General features: G+C 71.4%; 17 protein-coding genes. 10 read left to right on the top strand and 7 right to left on the bottom strand.

Annotated features, from left to right (window positions below; all coding sequences use genetic code 11):
* Positions 1-210: 210 nt before the first annotated feature.
* From ACFWVP_RS29675 to ACFWVP_RS29650, 6 genes are all read left to right on the top strand, one after another.
* Positions 211-918: a DUF4230 domain-containing protein gene (locus tag ACFWVP_RS29675; RefSeq protein WP_384501055.1), complete on the top strand. Its 708-nt coding sequence runs from the start codon at positions 211-213 to the stop codon at positions 916-918.
* Between the two features lie 100 nt (positions 919-1,018).
* Positions 1,019-1,459, top strand: a complete 441-nt coding sequence (locus tag ACFWVP_RS29670; protein WP_384501054.1) for a nuclear transport factor 2 family protein — start codon at positions 1,019-1,021, stop codon at positions 1,457-1,459.
* Between the two features lie 129 nt (positions 1,460-1,588).
* Complete coding sequence (locus tag ACFWVP_RS29665; RefSeq protein ID WP_384501053.1) at positions 1,589-2,263, top strand: TNT domain-containing protein; 675 nt, start codon at positions 1,589-1,591, stop codon at positions 2,261-2,263.
* A 6-nt stretch (positions 2,264-2,269) separates the two neighbouring features.
* Positions 2,270-2,503, top strand: a complete 234-nt coding sequence (locus ACFWVP_RS29660) for a hypothetical protein (RefSeq protein WP_384501052.1) — start codon at positions 2,270-2,272, stop codon at positions 2,501-2,503.
* Positions 2,504-2,610: 107 nt separating this feature from the next.
* Positions 2,611-3,618 carry an alpha/beta fold hydrolase gene (locus tag ACFWVP_RS29655; RefSeq protein ID WP_384501051.1) on the top strand — a complete coding sequence of 336 codons (1,008 nt, stop codon included), beginning with the start codon at positions 2,611-2,613 and terminating at the stop codon, positions 3,616-3,618.
* A 59-nt stretch (positions 3,619-3,677) separates the two neighbouring features.
* The gene (locus ACFWVP_RS29650) at positions 3,678-4,187 is read left to right on the top strand and encodes a DUF664 domain-containing protein (protein WP_384501050.1); all 510 of its coding nucleotides are present in this window, start codon (positions 3,678-3,680) and stop codon (positions 4,185-4,187) included.
* Between the two features lie 158 nt (positions 4,188-4,345).
* Here the strand turns inward: ACFWVP_RS29650 and ACFWVP_RS29645 are convergent, their stop codons facing one another.
* Positions 4,346-5,149 (bottom strand): AraC family transcriptional regulator, encoded by an 804-nt coding sequence (locus tag ACFWVP_RS29645; protein ID WP_384501049.1) that lies wholly within the window; start codon positions 5,147-5,149, stop codon positions 4,346-4,348.
* 83 nt (positions 5,150-5,232) lie between these two features.
* On the opposite strand from ACFWVP_RS29645, the gene ACFWVP_RS29640 reads away from it, so the two are divergent.
* Both ACFWVP_RS29640 and ACFWVP_RS29635 read left to right on the top strand, forming a co-directional pair.
* On the top strand, positions 5,233-5,670 hold the full coding sequence (locus tag ACFWVP_RS29640; RefSeq protein ID WP_384501048.1) for a DUF2000 family protein: 438 nt from the start codon (positions 5,233-5,235) through the stop codon (positions 5,668-5,670).
* A gap of 124 nt (positions 5,671-5,794) precedes the next feature.
* Positions 5,795-6,082 carry a hypothetical protein gene (locus ACFWVP_RS29635; protein ID WP_384501047.1) on the top strand — a complete coding sequence of 96 codons (288 nt, stop codon included), beginning with the start codon at positions 5,795-5,797 and terminating at the stop codon, positions 6,080-6,082.
* Between the two features lie 48 nt (positions 6,083-6,130).
* Here ACFWVP_RS29635 and ACFWVP_RS29630 read toward each other — a convergent pair whose 3' ends face one another.
* The 6 genes from ACFWVP_RS29630 to ACFWVP_RS29605 form a co-directional block, all read right to left on the bottom strand.
* Positions 6,131-6,568: a protein phosphatase gene (locus tag ACFWVP_RS29630; protein ID WP_384501046.1), complete on the bottom strand. Its 438-nt coding sequence runs from the start codon at positions 6,566-6,568 to the stop codon at positions 6,131-6,133.
* Positions 6,569-6,570: 2 nt separating this feature from the next.
* The gene (locus ACFWVP_RS29625) at positions 6,571-6,843 is read right to left on the bottom strand and encodes an HPr family phosphocarrier protein (protein WP_384501045.1); all 273 of its coding nucleotides are present in this window, start codon (positions 6,841-6,843) and stop codon (positions 6,571-6,573) included.
* Between the two features lie 63 nt (positions 6,844-6,906).
* Positions 6,907-8,874 carry a fructose-specific PTS transporter subunit EIIC gene (locus ACFWVP_RS29620; RefSeq protein ID WP_384501044.1) on the bottom strand — a complete coding sequence of 656 codons (1,968 nt, stop codon included), beginning with the start codon at positions 8,872-8,874 and terminating at the stop codon, positions 6,907-6,909.
* An 84-nt stretch (positions 8,875-8,958) separates the two neighbouring features.
* Positions 8,959-9,906 (bottom strand): 1-phosphofructokinase, encoded by a 948-nt coding sequence (pfkB, locus tag ACFWVP_RS29615; protein WP_384501043.1) that lies wholly within the window; start codon positions 9,904-9,906, stop codon positions 8,959-8,961.
* The gene (locus ACFWVP_RS29610) at positions 9,903-10,664 is read right to left on the bottom strand and encodes a DeoR/GlpR family DNA-binding transcription regulator (RefSeq protein ID WP_384501095.1); all 762 of its coding nucleotides are present in this window, start codon (positions 10,662-10,664) and stop codon (positions 9,903-9,905) included. Before ACFWVP_RS29610 ends, pfkB begins: the two co-directional genes overlap by 4 nt.
* 139 nt (positions 10,665-10,803) lie before the next feature.
* Positions 10,804-11,058 carry a DUF6296 family protein gene (locus tag ACFWVP_RS29605; RefSeq protein ID WP_384501042.1) on the bottom strand — a complete coding sequence of 85 codons (255 nt, stop codon included), beginning with the start codon at positions 11,056-11,058 and terminating at the stop codon, positions 10,804-10,806.
* Positions 11,059-11,329: 271 nt separating this feature from the next.
* Here ACFWVP_RS29605 and ACFWVP_RS29600 point away from each other — a divergent pair, with 271 nt between their 5' ends.
* Together ACFWVP_RS29600 and ACFWVP_RS29595 are read left to right on the top strand one after the other, a co-directional pair.
* Positions 11,330-11,584, top strand: coding sequence for a DUF5133 domain-containing protein (locus ACFWVP_RS29600; protein WP_384501041.1), 255 nt, complete (start codon positions 11,330-11,332; stop codon positions 11,582-11,584).
* Positions 11,585-11,772: 188 nt separating this feature from the next.
* Positions 11,773-12,600 (top strand): PepSY domain-containing protein, encoded by an 828-nt coding sequence (locus tag ACFWVP_RS29595; RefSeq protein WP_384501040.1) that lies wholly within the window; start codon positions 11,773-11,775, stop codon positions 12,598-12,600.
* Positions 12,601-12,693 lie beyond the last annotated feature (93 nt).

Genomic DNA, 12,693 nt, shown 5'->3' with positions numbered 1-12,693 from the left:
ACCCCACCCCCGGGTTGGGGGCCCCGGCCCACATCCCCGTGGCTGGGGGGGCGTTTCCCCACCCCGTGGATGGTGTCACCGGGGGGGGGTGGCCCCGGGCCGGCCGCGGGCCCCCCCCCCCCCGCCCATCGGAGCCGCTGCCCGTACAGGATCTGGCGTAGTCGCACCGCCGGACGGACTGAAACGACCGGAGCGGGTCACACGGAAGACATGACGTCCACAGACGTAAGAACAGACAGCACCCCGGGCCCCGACGGCGGCGCGCCCCGCCGCGACCGCATGCGCGGATGCCTGCCGTTCGCCGGCGTGTGCGCCGCGGCCCTGGTCCTGCTGCTCGTAGGGACCCGGGTCAGTCTTCTGCCGGGGCTCGGCGGCATTTTCGGCGAGGAGACCACGGACCGCTCCGGGCCCGCGGTCCTCAAGTCGATCCAGGACATGAGCGCGTACGAGGCAGCCTCAGGAAACTTCCAGGTCGTCGTCGATCTGGAGAAGGACGCCAAATTCCTGCCCGACGCCATCCGGGGCACCCGCACCCTCTACGTGGGCGCCGGCACGGTCCAAGCCTCCGTCGACCTGGGCAAGGTCGCCCAGGACGGCGTGGTCGTCAACAAGGAGCGCACCACAGCGGAACTCCGCCTGCCCCACGCCGTCCTGGGCAAGCCCGCGCTCGACCCGGACCGCTCCTACGCGGTCTCCAAGCAGCGCGGCCTCCTCGACCGGCTCGGCGACTTCTTCTCCGACAACCCCGGCAGCGAGCAGGCGGTCAACAAGCTGGCCGCGAAGCACATCGGGGAAGCCGCGAAGGAGAGCGGCCTCACCGGCCGGGCCGAGAAGAACACGGCCGCCATGCTCCAGGGTCTGCTCGGCTCCCTCGGATTCGACAAGGTCACCGTGCGCTACGTCGATCCGCCCTCCTGAGACCGCGGCCGTCGGCTCCTCGCCCGAACGGGCCCCACTACGGCATACTCATCGAAGTGATCAGTCATTTTGTTGACTAACAATTCGAGGAGTGATGGTCATGACCGCCGCCGACACCACCGAACGCTTCCGGGCCGCCGTCGAGAAACGTGATCTCGCGGCACTGGACGGACTGTTCACCGAGGACGTCCGCCTCTTCAGCCCGGTGAAGTTCACCCCGTTCGAGGGCCGGCCGATGGTGCTCGGCCTCTTCGGCGTGCTCGTACGCACCTTCGAGGACTTCCGCTACATCGGACATTTCGAGGGTGAGGCGCTCACCGTTGCGGAGGACGCCACGGCCCCTGCGGAGATCCTGATGTTCAAGGCGTCCGTGAACGGCAAGGAGATCCACGGGATCGACCTGCTGCAGTTCGACGAGGCGGGCCTCATCAAGGAGTTCACCGTGATGGTGCGCCCGATGTCCGCCGTCCAGGCCCTGGGGGCGGCGGTCATCGAGGGCCTGGCGGCCGACGGCCTCGTACCGGACCCGGCCGCCGGCTGACCCTTCCAGGAGCCCGGACACGTTCTCCGGCCGGGCTCCTCGACGGCATGGTGTGGACACCCTGAGCGATTGATCAACTACCCTTCGTGTGCAGAACCGCTGTTGACCGGCAATCGAGGGGACCCCCGAATGAACCGTATCCGTACCGCACTTGCGGCGATCGGACTCGCCGCAGGGCTCGTGGCAGCCCCCGCCGCGAGCGCCGCACCGCACCAGGACCCCGCGCGGTCGGCGGCCGTCCGCCACGACCCCTGCACCGGCGAGTTCCTCGGCGACGCCCGGCTGGGGCCCAAGTGGCTGCCGAACCCGGGCCAGGCCCCGGTCGGCCCGCTGCTCAAGGGCTACAAGCGCACGGGAACCCTGTCGCCGTCCGCCTTCCTCACCAAGTACTGGGAGGGCCCCGCCGACACGGGCAGCTGGAAGTACCCGCCCAACGACGGCTTCGCCGAAGTCAACGGTGAGATCGACAAGGAGCCCGCCAAGCTGCGCACCGGCCAGCGCCTGGACCGCTTCGGCTCCGAATACGGCGGCTACCTGGCACCGGCGGGGGACGCGTACACCGAGCGCGCCCTGCCCCCGCAGAACCTCAACACCCGTGACGCCGCGGTTCCCTGCGACTACCGTGTCTACAAGGTCGCCAAGCCGTTCTGGGTCTGGCAGGGCAGCATCGCGCCGTGGTTCGAGCAGCGCGGCGGCGGGCAGCAGATCAAGCTCGACGCGGTCTTCCTCGACCCGGGCGCAGGCGAGAGGCTCAACGTGAAGTGGCTGCTGGACCACGCCTACCTCACGCCCGCGGGCGCGTAGCCACCCGTGGAACGCCGTGAACTGCGGACCGCGCTCGCAGCGGCGAGGGTGCCCGACGGCTACTACCGCATCGAAGGCGTCCACGAACCCGTCCCCACCCCCACCGACTTCCTGTTCCTGAGGCGGGCCGCCGACGGGGTGTGGGAGACCGGCGCGTACGAACGCGGCACGTACGAGGTGCTCGCCCGGCATCCGGACGAGGCCACGGCCTGCGGACACCTGCTGCACCTCCTCGTGTGAGGGGGCGGGGCGACCCGTTTGCCGGAACGGCAAGATCGCTTGCCTGGGGGAGCGGCGGCGTCGAATGATCGTGACGCAGACCGATTCCGGGAACCCCAGGAGGATCCATGCCGCAGCCCGCACCCTCTCCCGAGCCCTCCACGTCCGTCCCCGGGGCCGTCCACCGGCTGGTGGACGTCCCCGGCGGCCGGATCCATCTGCTCGAACAGGGCACCGGCCCCCTCGTCCTCATGATCCACGGCTTCCCCGAGACGTCCTACTCCTGGCGCCACCAGCTGCCGGCCGTCGCCGCGGCGGGCTTCCGCGCCGTCGCCCTCGATGTCCGGGGCTACGGGCGCTCGTCGGCCCCCGACGCGGTGGACGCCTACCGGATGACGGCCCACGTGGCCGACAACGTCGGAGTCGTCCACGCGCTGGGGGAGGAGACCGCCACGGTCATCGGCCACGACTGGGGCTCGCCCATCGCGGCGAACAGCGCGCTGCTGCGGCCCGACATGTTCACCGCCGTGGCCATGCTCAGCGTTCCCTACGCCCCGTGGAACCCCATGCGGCCCACCGACGGCTTCGCCCGTATCGGCGGGGACGAGGAGTTCTACGTCGGCTACTTCCAGGAGCCCGGCCGCGCCGAGGCGGAGATCGACCCCGACGTGCGCGGGTGGCTCGCGGGGTTCTACGCCGCGCTCTCCGCGGACACGATGCCGCCGCCCGGTGAGGCCGGACCCTTCTTCGTACCCGCGGGCGGACGCATGCGCGACCGCTTCCCCGAGGGCCCACTGCCGTCCTGGCTCACCCGGGAGGACCTCGACGTGTACGGCGCCGAGTTCACGAGGACGGGCCTGACCGGCGGGCTCAACCGTTACCGCAACGTCGACCGGGACTGGGAGGACCTGGCCGCCTGGGACGGTGCGCGGCTCACCAGCCCCTCGCTCTTCATCGGCGGCGGCCTCGACTCCTCCACCACCTGGATGGCCGACGCGATCGCGGCCTACCCGACCACGCTTCCCGGCCTGGTCTCGTCGCACATCCTGGAGGGGTGCGGACACTGGATCCAGCAGGAACGCGCCACCGAGGTCAACACCCTGCTGACCCGATGGCTGCGCGCGGTGCACGCCTGACCGCTCCCGTCACGCGTGTCGCAGTCCGGCCCCGCACATGGACCGGCCAAGGTGGGCGTATGAACAGTGCAGGCATTCTCGCCGATGCGTTCGAACGCATTCATGAAACGGTGCACGCCGCAGTCGAAGGCCTGGCCCCGGCCGAACTCAACGCCAGGCTCGACCCGGACGCGAATTCGATCACCTGGCTCGTGTGGCACCTCACGCGCGTCCAGGACGACCACGTCGCCGACGCGGCGGGCACCGAACAGGTCTGGTTCGCACAGGACTGGGCCGCCCGCTACGAGCTGCCCCTCACCAAGGAGTCCACCGGATACGGCCACGACAGCTCCCAGGTGGCGTCCGTCCAGGTGTCCTCGGCCGACCTGCTCCTCGGGTACTTCGACGCCGTGCACGAACAGACCCTCGAATTCGTCCGGGGGCTCGACGGCCGGGCCCTGGACCGCGTCGTCGACGCGTCCTGGTCGCCCCCGGTGACACTCGGCGTACGGCTCGTCAGTGTCATCGCCGACGACCTGCAGCACGCGGGTCAGGCGGCGTTCGTCCGCGGGGCGCTGGAACGCCGCTGAGGGCTGTCCCTCATACCGGGGGGCCCACGAACGACAGCGACGGCACCTCGCCGCGTTGTCGGAACGCCCGAACACATCCGGTACGCGGACGTCCCCCCGCCCCGCGATGCACCGCATCCGACGCCGCGCGCCGATCCGGCTGGATGACGGGCCGGCCCTCAGGTCCGCGCCCCGGTGCGCGCGTAATGCCCCGGACTCGTCCCGACCACACGCTTGAAGTGCCGGGAGAAGTGGGACTGGTCGTAGAACCCCACGCTCGTCGCCACCTCGGGCGCCCGCATGCCCCCGAGCAGCAGCCGCCGGGCCAGATCGACCCGACGGCCCGTCAGGTACTGGTGCGGAGCCATGCCGAACTCACGGCTGAACGCCCGCACCAGGTGGGTGTGGTGGGTGTGCAGCCGGTCCGCCGCGTCCCGCAGCGTCAGCCCCTCCACGTAGTGCCGGTCGAGCAGCGCCCGCAGTTCGCGGGCGACCCGGCGGTCGTGCGCCGGGCGCGGCACCCCGAGCTCCCCTCGCAGATGCTCCGCGAGACGCTCGGAGACGAGGGCGAGGCGGCTCTGGGCCTCCAGCTCGTCCCCCGGGCGCTCCAGCGACAGATGGAGCTGGTGGACACGGTGCCGCAACCGCGGATCGTGCAGCACGGGGCGGTCGACCGCCCGCCCGACGAGTTCCGGGTCTATCTGCGCGGTGTTCAGGTACAGCACGCGCTTGCGGAAACCCCCGGGCGTCACCCCGCCCCCGTTGTGCGGGATGTGCGGGGGGAGCAGGGTCACCACGGAGCTCGGAGCCCCGTGCTCATGGCGGTCCAGGTCGTAGCGGACCATGCCCTCGTCGACGATGAGCAGCGTCCAGGCGTCGTGCGTGTGCATGGGGTACGCGTGGTCGGCGAAGCGGGCGTGGAACACCTCGTCGATTCCCTCGACCCTCGGACGCCACGCGGTGATGTCCGGACGTGCAGCCATGGGGAAAGCCTACAAGGGCGGTACGGGCCGACCGTGCAAAGTTCGTACAAGACTCCTGGCCGACGGCTCGGCAGGCTGTGCGTATGACCGACCACGACGACAACGCGCCCGTACGCTTCGACACCAAGATCGCGGTGCTGCTCCGTGACGACCTCGAGACCTGGCAGCGCCTCAACGTCACCGCCTTCCTCGTCAGCGGGCTCGGCACACAGGCGCCGGAAGCGATCGGCGAACCGTACGCCGACGCGGACGACACCCCGTACCTGCCGATGTTCCGCCAGCCCGTCCTCGTCCTCGCCGGATCGAAGGAGATGCTGACCACCGCCCACGCCAGGGCGGTCGGCCGGGGCACCATCACGGCCGTGTTCACCTCGGACCTCTTCGCGACCGGTCACGACAAGGCCAACCGGGCCGCCGTACGGGCCGTCGGCCGGGAGGGGCTGGACCTCGTCGGCCTGGCCTTCTACGGGCCCCGGAACGCCGTCGACAAGATCCTCAAGGGGGCCTCGATGCACCCCTGAGCGACAGCGGTGCGCGACGGGCGGGGCACACAGTGGTACACCCGTGCGAGTGAACGTTCGCGGTGCCATACTCGGAATCAGTCCGCAGGGCAGGCCTGTCTTCCGTCCCGAAAGGTGACGCGTCATGAACTGGGCATCGTGGACTACCTGCGGTGTCTTCGCGGGAACAGGCGGAGTGCGCACCGAAGAGGTAGGAGTCGTGGACGGCGATCTGACCGTACACACGACATGGTCCGAAGGGCAGGCAGAGGTGGCCGTGCAGTTCAGCGGCGCCTCGGACTGGTTCACGCTGGCCGGCAGTCCGGTGCCGTGCCCCTCCGAAGAAGCCAGCCGTTCCTTCCACCAGAGCGTTGTCGAGGCGGTACGCGCCGGAGGCGCGGCCACGGTCCCGGTGCCGCACGCGGTGGAATGAGCCCCGCCGCCTGGTCCGCGGCCGGCGCACCGGCTCAGGCGCGCGCCGTCACCACCGGTCGAAGCCCCGAACGTACCGCCGCTGCCAGGGCGTCTCCACGGCTCCGGGGTGGTAGTGCCGGCGGACGTAGGCCACCGCCTCGTCCGCCGGGACCCCGTCCAGTACGGCCAGACACGCGAGCGCCGTGCCCGTACGCCCCCGGCCGCCTCCACAGGCCACCTCGACGCGGTCCGCCGCGGCGGCCCGGTTCCATGCCTCCCCGAGCACCGCCCGGGCCTGCGCCCGGTCCGCCGGGAGCCGGAAGTCCGGCCAGCGCAGCCACCGCGACGCCCAGGGCACCGGAGGCGGCCGCCTGCCGAGCAGATGGACGGAGAAGGTGGGCTCAGGGCCCTCGGGAAGCGGGCGCCGCAGCCCGCGGCCCCGGACCAGCCGTCCCGAGGGGAGCGTGATCACGCCCCCACCCACCGGATCCCACCGCTCCGTCACGATCAGTCCTTCGCGTCGAGGTCCTGCGCGAGCAGCGTCGCCAGTTCCTCGACTGCCTCCTGCGCACCCGCACCGGAGGCGGACAGCACGAGCGTATCGCCGTGCTGGGCCGCCAGGGCGAGTATCGAGAGCATGCTGCGTGCGTCGACCGGGTCACGGCCGTCGCGTGCGATCGTCACCCTGACCGGCTGACGCGTCGCCGCCTGGACGAACAGCGAGGCCGGACGGGCGTGCAGACCGCTGCGGGAGCCGACGGAGACAGTGCGCTGGTACATGAGTTCCCTCCTGGGGGACGAATCGATGACGGTTCCGGTACGGGCGAGGGGGCAGGGGAAGGCTCAGGCGGCTACGGGCACCTTGGGCTCGTCGGCCGCGGGCGCGGCCTCCTCCGGGATGCGCCGCAGTCCCTTGAGGATGACGACCAGGGCCGTCGCCACCGCCGTACCGGCGGCGATCGCCAGCAGGTAGAGGAAGGGCTGACCGATCAGGGGCACGACGAACACGCCACCGTGCGGGGCGCGGAGCGTGGCGCCGAAGGCCATGGACAGCGCCCCGGTGACCGCGCCACCGGCCATGACCGAGGGGATCACCCGCAGGGGGTCGGCCGCGGCGAACGGGATCGCGCCCTCACTGATGAACGACGCGCCGAGCACCCATGCCGCCCTGCCGTTCTCCCGCTCGGTGTGCGTGAACAGCCTGGCGCGTACGGTCGTGGCGAGCGCCATCGCGAGCGGCGGCACCATGCCGGCCGCCATCACCGCGGCCATCACCTTCAGGCTGCCGTCCGTGGGGTCGGCCAGGCCGCCCACCGCGAAGGCGTACGCCACCTTGTTCAGCGGGCCGCCCATGTCGAAGCACATCATCAGGCCGAGGACGACGCCGAGGATCACCGCGTTGGAGCCCGAGAGGCCGTTCAGCCCGTCGGTGAGGGCCTTCTGGAGCGAGGCGATCGGCTTCCCGACCACGACGAACATCAGGAATCCGACGGCGACCGACGCGAGCAACGGGATCACCAGCACCGGCATGATGCCGCGCAGGGTCGGGTGCACCTTCACCCGTTGGATCGCCATCACGACCGCACCGGCGAGCAGACCGGCGACCAGACCGCCGAGGAAGCCCGCGTCGATCGTGAGCGCGATGGCCCCGCCTACGAAGCCCGGGACCAGCGCCGGCCGGTCGGCCATCCCGTACGCGATGTAACCCGCCAGCACCGGGACCAGGAAGCCGAACGCGGCGCCGCCGATCTGGTTGAGCAGGGCGGCCCAGCTGTCCGCCTCGCCCCAGGCGAAGTGCTCGGCGACGGACGGGGCGCTCGCGATCTCGTAGCCGCCGATGGCGAACGACAGGGCGATCAGGAGACCACCGGCGGCGACGAACGGCACCATGTAGCTGACGCCGGACATCAGGTACGTCCGCAGCCTGATCCCGAAGTGGGCGGAGGAGCCGCCGGACGCACCCGCTCCCGTGTCCGCGCCGTCGTCGGAGAACCGGCTGACCTCGCCGCGCCCGGCCTTGCGCCGGGCCTCGGCGATGAGCTCCGCCGGCCGGCTGATCCCCGCCTTCACACCGGTGTCGACCACCGGCTTGCCGCTGAAGCGCGCCTTCTCCCGCACTTCCACGTCGTGGGCCCAGATGACCGCGTCGGCCGCGGCGACGACCGAGGGGTCGAGCCGCTGGAATCCCGCCGAGCCCTGCGTCTCGACACTGATGACCACGCCCTCGGCGCGTGCGGCGGCCTCCAGGGACTCGGCGGCCATGTAGGTGTGCGCGATGCCGGTCGGGCAGGACGTGACGGCGACGATCCGGAACGGCTCGTCCGCCGGCGCGTCCGGTGCCTTCGCCGCTGCCTCGGCCGGCGGGGGAGCCCCCTCGCCGCGGATCAGGGCCGCCACTGCGGCGGGATCCCCCTCCGCCCGCAGCGCCCCGGTGAAGCCGGGGTCCATCAGCCGCCGAGCCAGGCCCGACAGGATGGTGAGGTGGTCGTCGTCCGCGCCGGCCGGCGCGGCGATCAGGAAGACCAGATCCGCGGGACCGTCCGGGGCACCGAAGTCGATGCCCCGGGCACTGCGGCCGAAGGCCAGCGTCGGCGCGGCGACATGCTCGCTCCGGCAGTGCGGAATGCCTATGCCGCCGTCGAGACCGGTCGGCATCTGCGCCTCGCGGGCAGCCACGTCGGCGAGGAAGCCGTCGAGATCGGTGACACGGCCGGCCGCCACCATCCGTTCGGCCAGGGAACGGGCGGCTGCGCTCTTCGTCTCGGCGGACAGATCGAGGTCGACCAGTTCCGCGGTGATCAGCTCACTCATCGCGGGGGCTCCTTGCTCGTGGACCGTCCTGGGACGGACGGTTCGGGTACGTGGGGCTCGGACAGCTGGAAAGGGGTACGGCGGTCATGGGGCAGGCTCCGTCAGAGCGAGATCCGTGGGGATGTCCGAGGTCGTGACCACCGCGGACAGATCGAGGTCGGCCGGGGTCGGCATGACGCTTCCTGGCAGTTGGACGGCGGCCGCGCCATGGGCCACCGCGGCGGAGAGCGCCGCCCGGCCCGTTCCCCCGGCTGCGAGGAAGCCCGCGAGGGACGCGTCCCCCGCGCCGACGTTGCTGCGGACGGCGTCCACCCGTGCGCGGGCGAAGTACGTGCCGGAATCCTCCACCAGCAACTGCCCGGCGGCGCCCACGCTGGCCAGCACGGAGCGTGCCCCGAGCTCGCACAGCTCCTGCGCCGCCTTGAGCGCGTCACCGACCGTCGCGAGCGGGCGGCCGACCGCCTCGGCGAGTTCTTCCGTGTTCGGCTTGATCACGTCCGGCCGCTCGGCCAGCGCCGCGACCAGTGCGGCCCCGGAGGTGTCGAGGGCGATCCGGGCCCCCGCGCGATGGCTGCGGGCGACCAGCTCGGCGTACCACTCGGGCGGCAGCCCGCGCGGCAGACTGCCGCAGCAGGCGATCCACTCCGCGCCCGCCGACCGTGAGCGAACGGCGTCCAGCAGGCACTCGGCCTCGGCCGTGGTGAGTTCGGGTCCGGCCGCGTTGACCTTGGTGAGCGTGCCGTCGGGTTCGACGAGGGTGACGTTGATCCGGGTGCTGCCGGTGATCGGCACCCCGGCGGCCTCGATGCCGTGCTCGCCCAGCAGCCGGGCCAGCAGCTCGCCCTCGGCACCGCCCAGCGGCGCGACGGCCACCGTGCGGTGCCCGGCCGCGGCGACCGCGCGGGAGACGTTGATGCCCTTGCCACCGGGGTCGACGCGGTCCGCTGTGGCCCGCAGGACGGCGCCCCGGGTGAGTCCGGGCAGCTCGTACGTCCGGTCCAGGCTGGGATTGGGGGTGATGGTCAGGATCATGCGCGTACTACTTCCGTGCCCCGGCTCTCGATGGCCCGGGCGTCCTCGGGGCTGAGCCCCATATCGGTGATGAGCAGGTCGACCTGGGAGAGGTCGCCGAAGCGCGCGAAGTGCTCCTGGCCGAACTTGGCGGAGTCGGCGAGGAGCACCACCCGGCGGGCGGCCGTGATCACCGCGCGCTTCACCGCGGCCTCGGCCAGGTCAGGTGTGGTGAGGCCGCCCTCGGCGGAGAGGCCGTTGGTGGCGAGGAAGACGACGTCGGCGTTGATCTCGCTGTACGCGCTGAGTGCCCAGGCGTCGACGGCGGCGCTGGTGCGGTGACGCACCCGGCCTCCGACCAGGTGCAGCGAGATCCCTGGATGGTCGGCGAGGCGCGCGGCGACCGGCAGTGCGTGGGTGACCACGGTGAGACGGGAATCGACCGGGACGGCGGCGGCCAGCCTGGCGGTCGTCGTCCCCGCGTCGATGATGATGTTGCCCTCGGCGGGGAGTTCGCCCAGCGCGGCGGCGGCGATGCGGTCCTTCTCGTCGGCGGCCACGGTGTCGCGCTCGGCGAGACCGGGCTCGAATCCGAGCCGCCCGGCCGGAATGGCACCGCCGTGCACACGGCGCAGCAGCCCCGCCCGGTCGAGAGCCTTGAGATCACGCCGGACGGTCTCGGCGGTCACCTGGAACTCCTCGGCCAGCGACAGCACGTCGACGCGGCCGCTCTCGCCGGCGAGGCGGAGGATCTCTTGCTGACGCTCCGGTGCGTACATGTGGTTACGTATCCGTTCCATGCCCGAGTCTGTGGAATCATCAGCAGGCTACGGCTGCATCTCCCGAAAGTAAACACATTCGGAAGATGAGTGGGCATGAATGGGCATCAGAACGGACAGGGGCGGGACGGCGGAGGCCTCACCGGCCGGTGCGACGGGCCGCCCCGTGGCTCAGCGGCCGGGCGAGCAGCGGGACCCTGAGCACCTGGTGCCCGCCGCTCGCGAGCATCCGTACCTCACCGTGCTCACTGACCTCGGCACGTACGATTCCGGACTCGTCCTCGTAGACCGGGTGACCTCCGGCGCCGGACCGGGCCGTGATGTGGACGACGACCACGTCGTCCGCGGCGCCCGTCGCCTGGAAAATCAGTTCGTAACTCTCCGGGTAATTCATGAGTGACCTCCCGACCGGGCGCCGTCAGCCGCCGCCCCGTCGCACCCATTGTTTCGCACCGGCGCACGTGGCGCTCGGGAGCCCGGCCCCGTGGCCCCGGGTGATTCCGGATGCGGATTCGGTGAGGCGGGGCGACCATCATCTGCAAGGGACCGGACGCGTGCTGTCAGCTTCGCACGGCCGCCCGTGACGCCGGGCGTACCGTCGGCGCGATCGGACTTCGTCGGCGCGGGGCCATGTGCTCCCGGCCGCCCTGTGGAGAGGAACTGCCGTGCTGATGGCCAATCCCGCAACGCTGCGGAATCTCGTCAAGCGCTACGAAGCACTGCGAAGCGCTCATGCGCGGCTCGGCACTCCCGAGAGCGGCCGTCATCTCGAGGACGTCTCCTACACCCTGTGTGTCACCACCGGAACCAGGACGGTGCCCGATGCCCTGAGCGCCGCCGAGGCGCAGCTGCGGGCCGTCCCGTCAGCGGGCTCGGTGATGTCGGCGGCCGCACCGTCCGAGGTCCAGCTCACCGCCTGACTCCCGCGGATCCGTACGTAGGACGCCGGTTCCCCGAACCGGCGTCCTACGCCGTGTCGCACCAGGCCGGTCCCGGCCTCGCCGGGTGCCCGCGCGACCACGGCGAATGGGCGGACCGCACCGTCGATCGGGTGACAGCCGCCGGGCGGACAACATGACTGATCGCCGGGGCGGCTAGGCATGCGGGTATGAGATTTGAGACCCGCCGAAACAAGACCGTTTCCTCGCGCACCCGTCGGCTCCGTGTCGTCGGCGCCCTGTGCGCCGTCCTTGCCTCCGCCCTCGTGACCGGTTGTGGGCAGGACAGCGGTGACAAGACAGCCGCGGCGACCTCAGAAGCTGCGAAGGTCATTCCGAAGCAGACCACCACCCCCTCCGAGAGCGTATCCGGCAGCCCTTCCAGCACGGCCCAGCTGACCGAGGACCAGACCGAGCGCAAGGAACTCCTTTCGACCGTCAAGGTCACCTTCGACAAGGCCGCCACGACAGCGGTGGGCGAGGTGTCCGGCGGCAAGCTGACCGACCTCGACCTCGAGGGCCTGGACGACGAGGACGAGGCGAGCCCCAGCGCCAGCCCCAGCGGTGACGGGAGCGCAAGCCCTTACGGCAGCCCGAGCCCCGAGGGAAGCGCGACCGGCAGTCCGAGCCCGAGCGGCAGCTCCACGGGCCCGAAGTGGATCGCGAAGGTGGTCGAGAAGGACGGCACCGCGCACACCGTCACCATCGACGCGGTGTCGGGTGACGTGATCGAGTCCGTCCCGGACGAGGACCAGACCGACGCCGACAAGCAGGAACTCGCGGACTGGCTCACCAAGGCGACGCAGACGCCGCAGCAGGCGGCCAAGGTCGCCACGGACAAGACGAAGGGCACGGTCACCTCGGTCAACCTCGACGAGAACGACACCCAGACCCTGGTCTGGGAGGTCGACGTCGTCACCGAGGACTGGAGCAGGACCGCCTTCGAGGTCGACGCGGCGAACGGCAAGATCACCAACGAGGAAACCGACGCCAACTGACCACGAACGACCGATCCAACACATCGGTGGCGGACCGCCGCCCGGGGCCCCCCCCCAGTGGTTGGGGGGCCCCCCGGCCCCCGGCTGAGCGCG

This window comes from Streptomyces sp. NPDC058637 (assembly GCF_042717325.1).
GTDB lineage: Bacteria > Actinomycetota > Actinomycetes > Streptomycetales > Streptomycetaceae > Streptomyces.
This window is presented reverse-complemented; position numbering and strand designations above follow the sequence as displayed.

Coding starts and splice junctions, on each gene's coding strand:
- ACFWVP_RS29675 (WP_384501055.1), top strand. CDS start 211: ATGACGTCCACAGACGTAAGAACAGACAGCACCCCGGGCCCCGACGGC.
- ACFWVP_RS29670 (WP_384501054.1), top strand. CDS start 1,019: ATGACCGCCGCCGACACCACCGAACGCTTCCGGGCCGCCGTCGAGAAA.
- ACFWVP_RS29665 (WP_384501053.1), top strand. CDS start 1,589: ATGAACCGTATCCGTACCGCACTTGCGGCGATCGGACTCGCCGCAGGG.
- ACFWVP_RS29655 (WP_384501051.1), top strand. CDS start 2,611: ATGCCGCAGCCCGCACCCTCTCCCGAGCCCTCCACGTCCGTCCCCGGG.
- ACFWVP_RS29650 (WP_384501050.1), top strand. CDS start 3,678: ATGAACAGTGCAGGCATTCTCGCCGATGCGTTCGAACGCATTCATGAA.
- ACFWVP_RS29645 (WP_384501049.1), bottom strand. CDS start 5,149: ATGGCTGCACGTCCGGACATCACCGCGTGGCGTCCGAGGGTCGAGGGA.
- ACFWVP_RS29640 (WP_384501048.1), top strand. CDS start 5,233: ATGACCGACCACGACGACAACGCGCCCGTACGCTTCGACACCAAGATC.
- ACFWVP_RS29635 (WP_384501047.1), top strand. CDS start 5,795: ATGAACTGGGCATCGTGGACTACCTGCGGTGTCTTCGCGGGAACAGGC.
- ACFWVP_RS29625 (WP_384501045.1), bottom strand. CDS start 6,843: ATGTACCAGCGCACTGTCTCCGTCGGCTCCCGCAGCGGTCTGCACGCC.
- ACFWVP_RS29620 (WP_384501044.1), bottom strand. CDS start 8,874: ATGAGTGAGCTGATCACCGCGGAACTGGTCGACCTCGATCTGTCCGCC.
- pfkB (WP_384501043.1), bottom strand. CDS start 9,906: ATGATCCTGACCATCACCCCCAATCCCAGCCTGGACCGGACGTACGAG.
- ACFWVP_RS29610 (WP_384501095.1), bottom strand. CDS start 10,664: ATGTACGCACCGGAGCGTCAGCAAGAGATCCTCCGCCTCGCCGGCGAG.
- ACFWVP_RS29605 (WP_384501042.1), bottom strand. CDS start 11,058: ATGAATTACCCGGAGAGTTACGAACTGATTTTCCAGGCGACGGGCGCC.
- ACFWVP_RS29595 (WP_384501040.1), top strand. CDS start 11,773: ATGAGATTTGAGACCCGCCGAAACAAGACCGTTTCCTCGCGCACCCGT.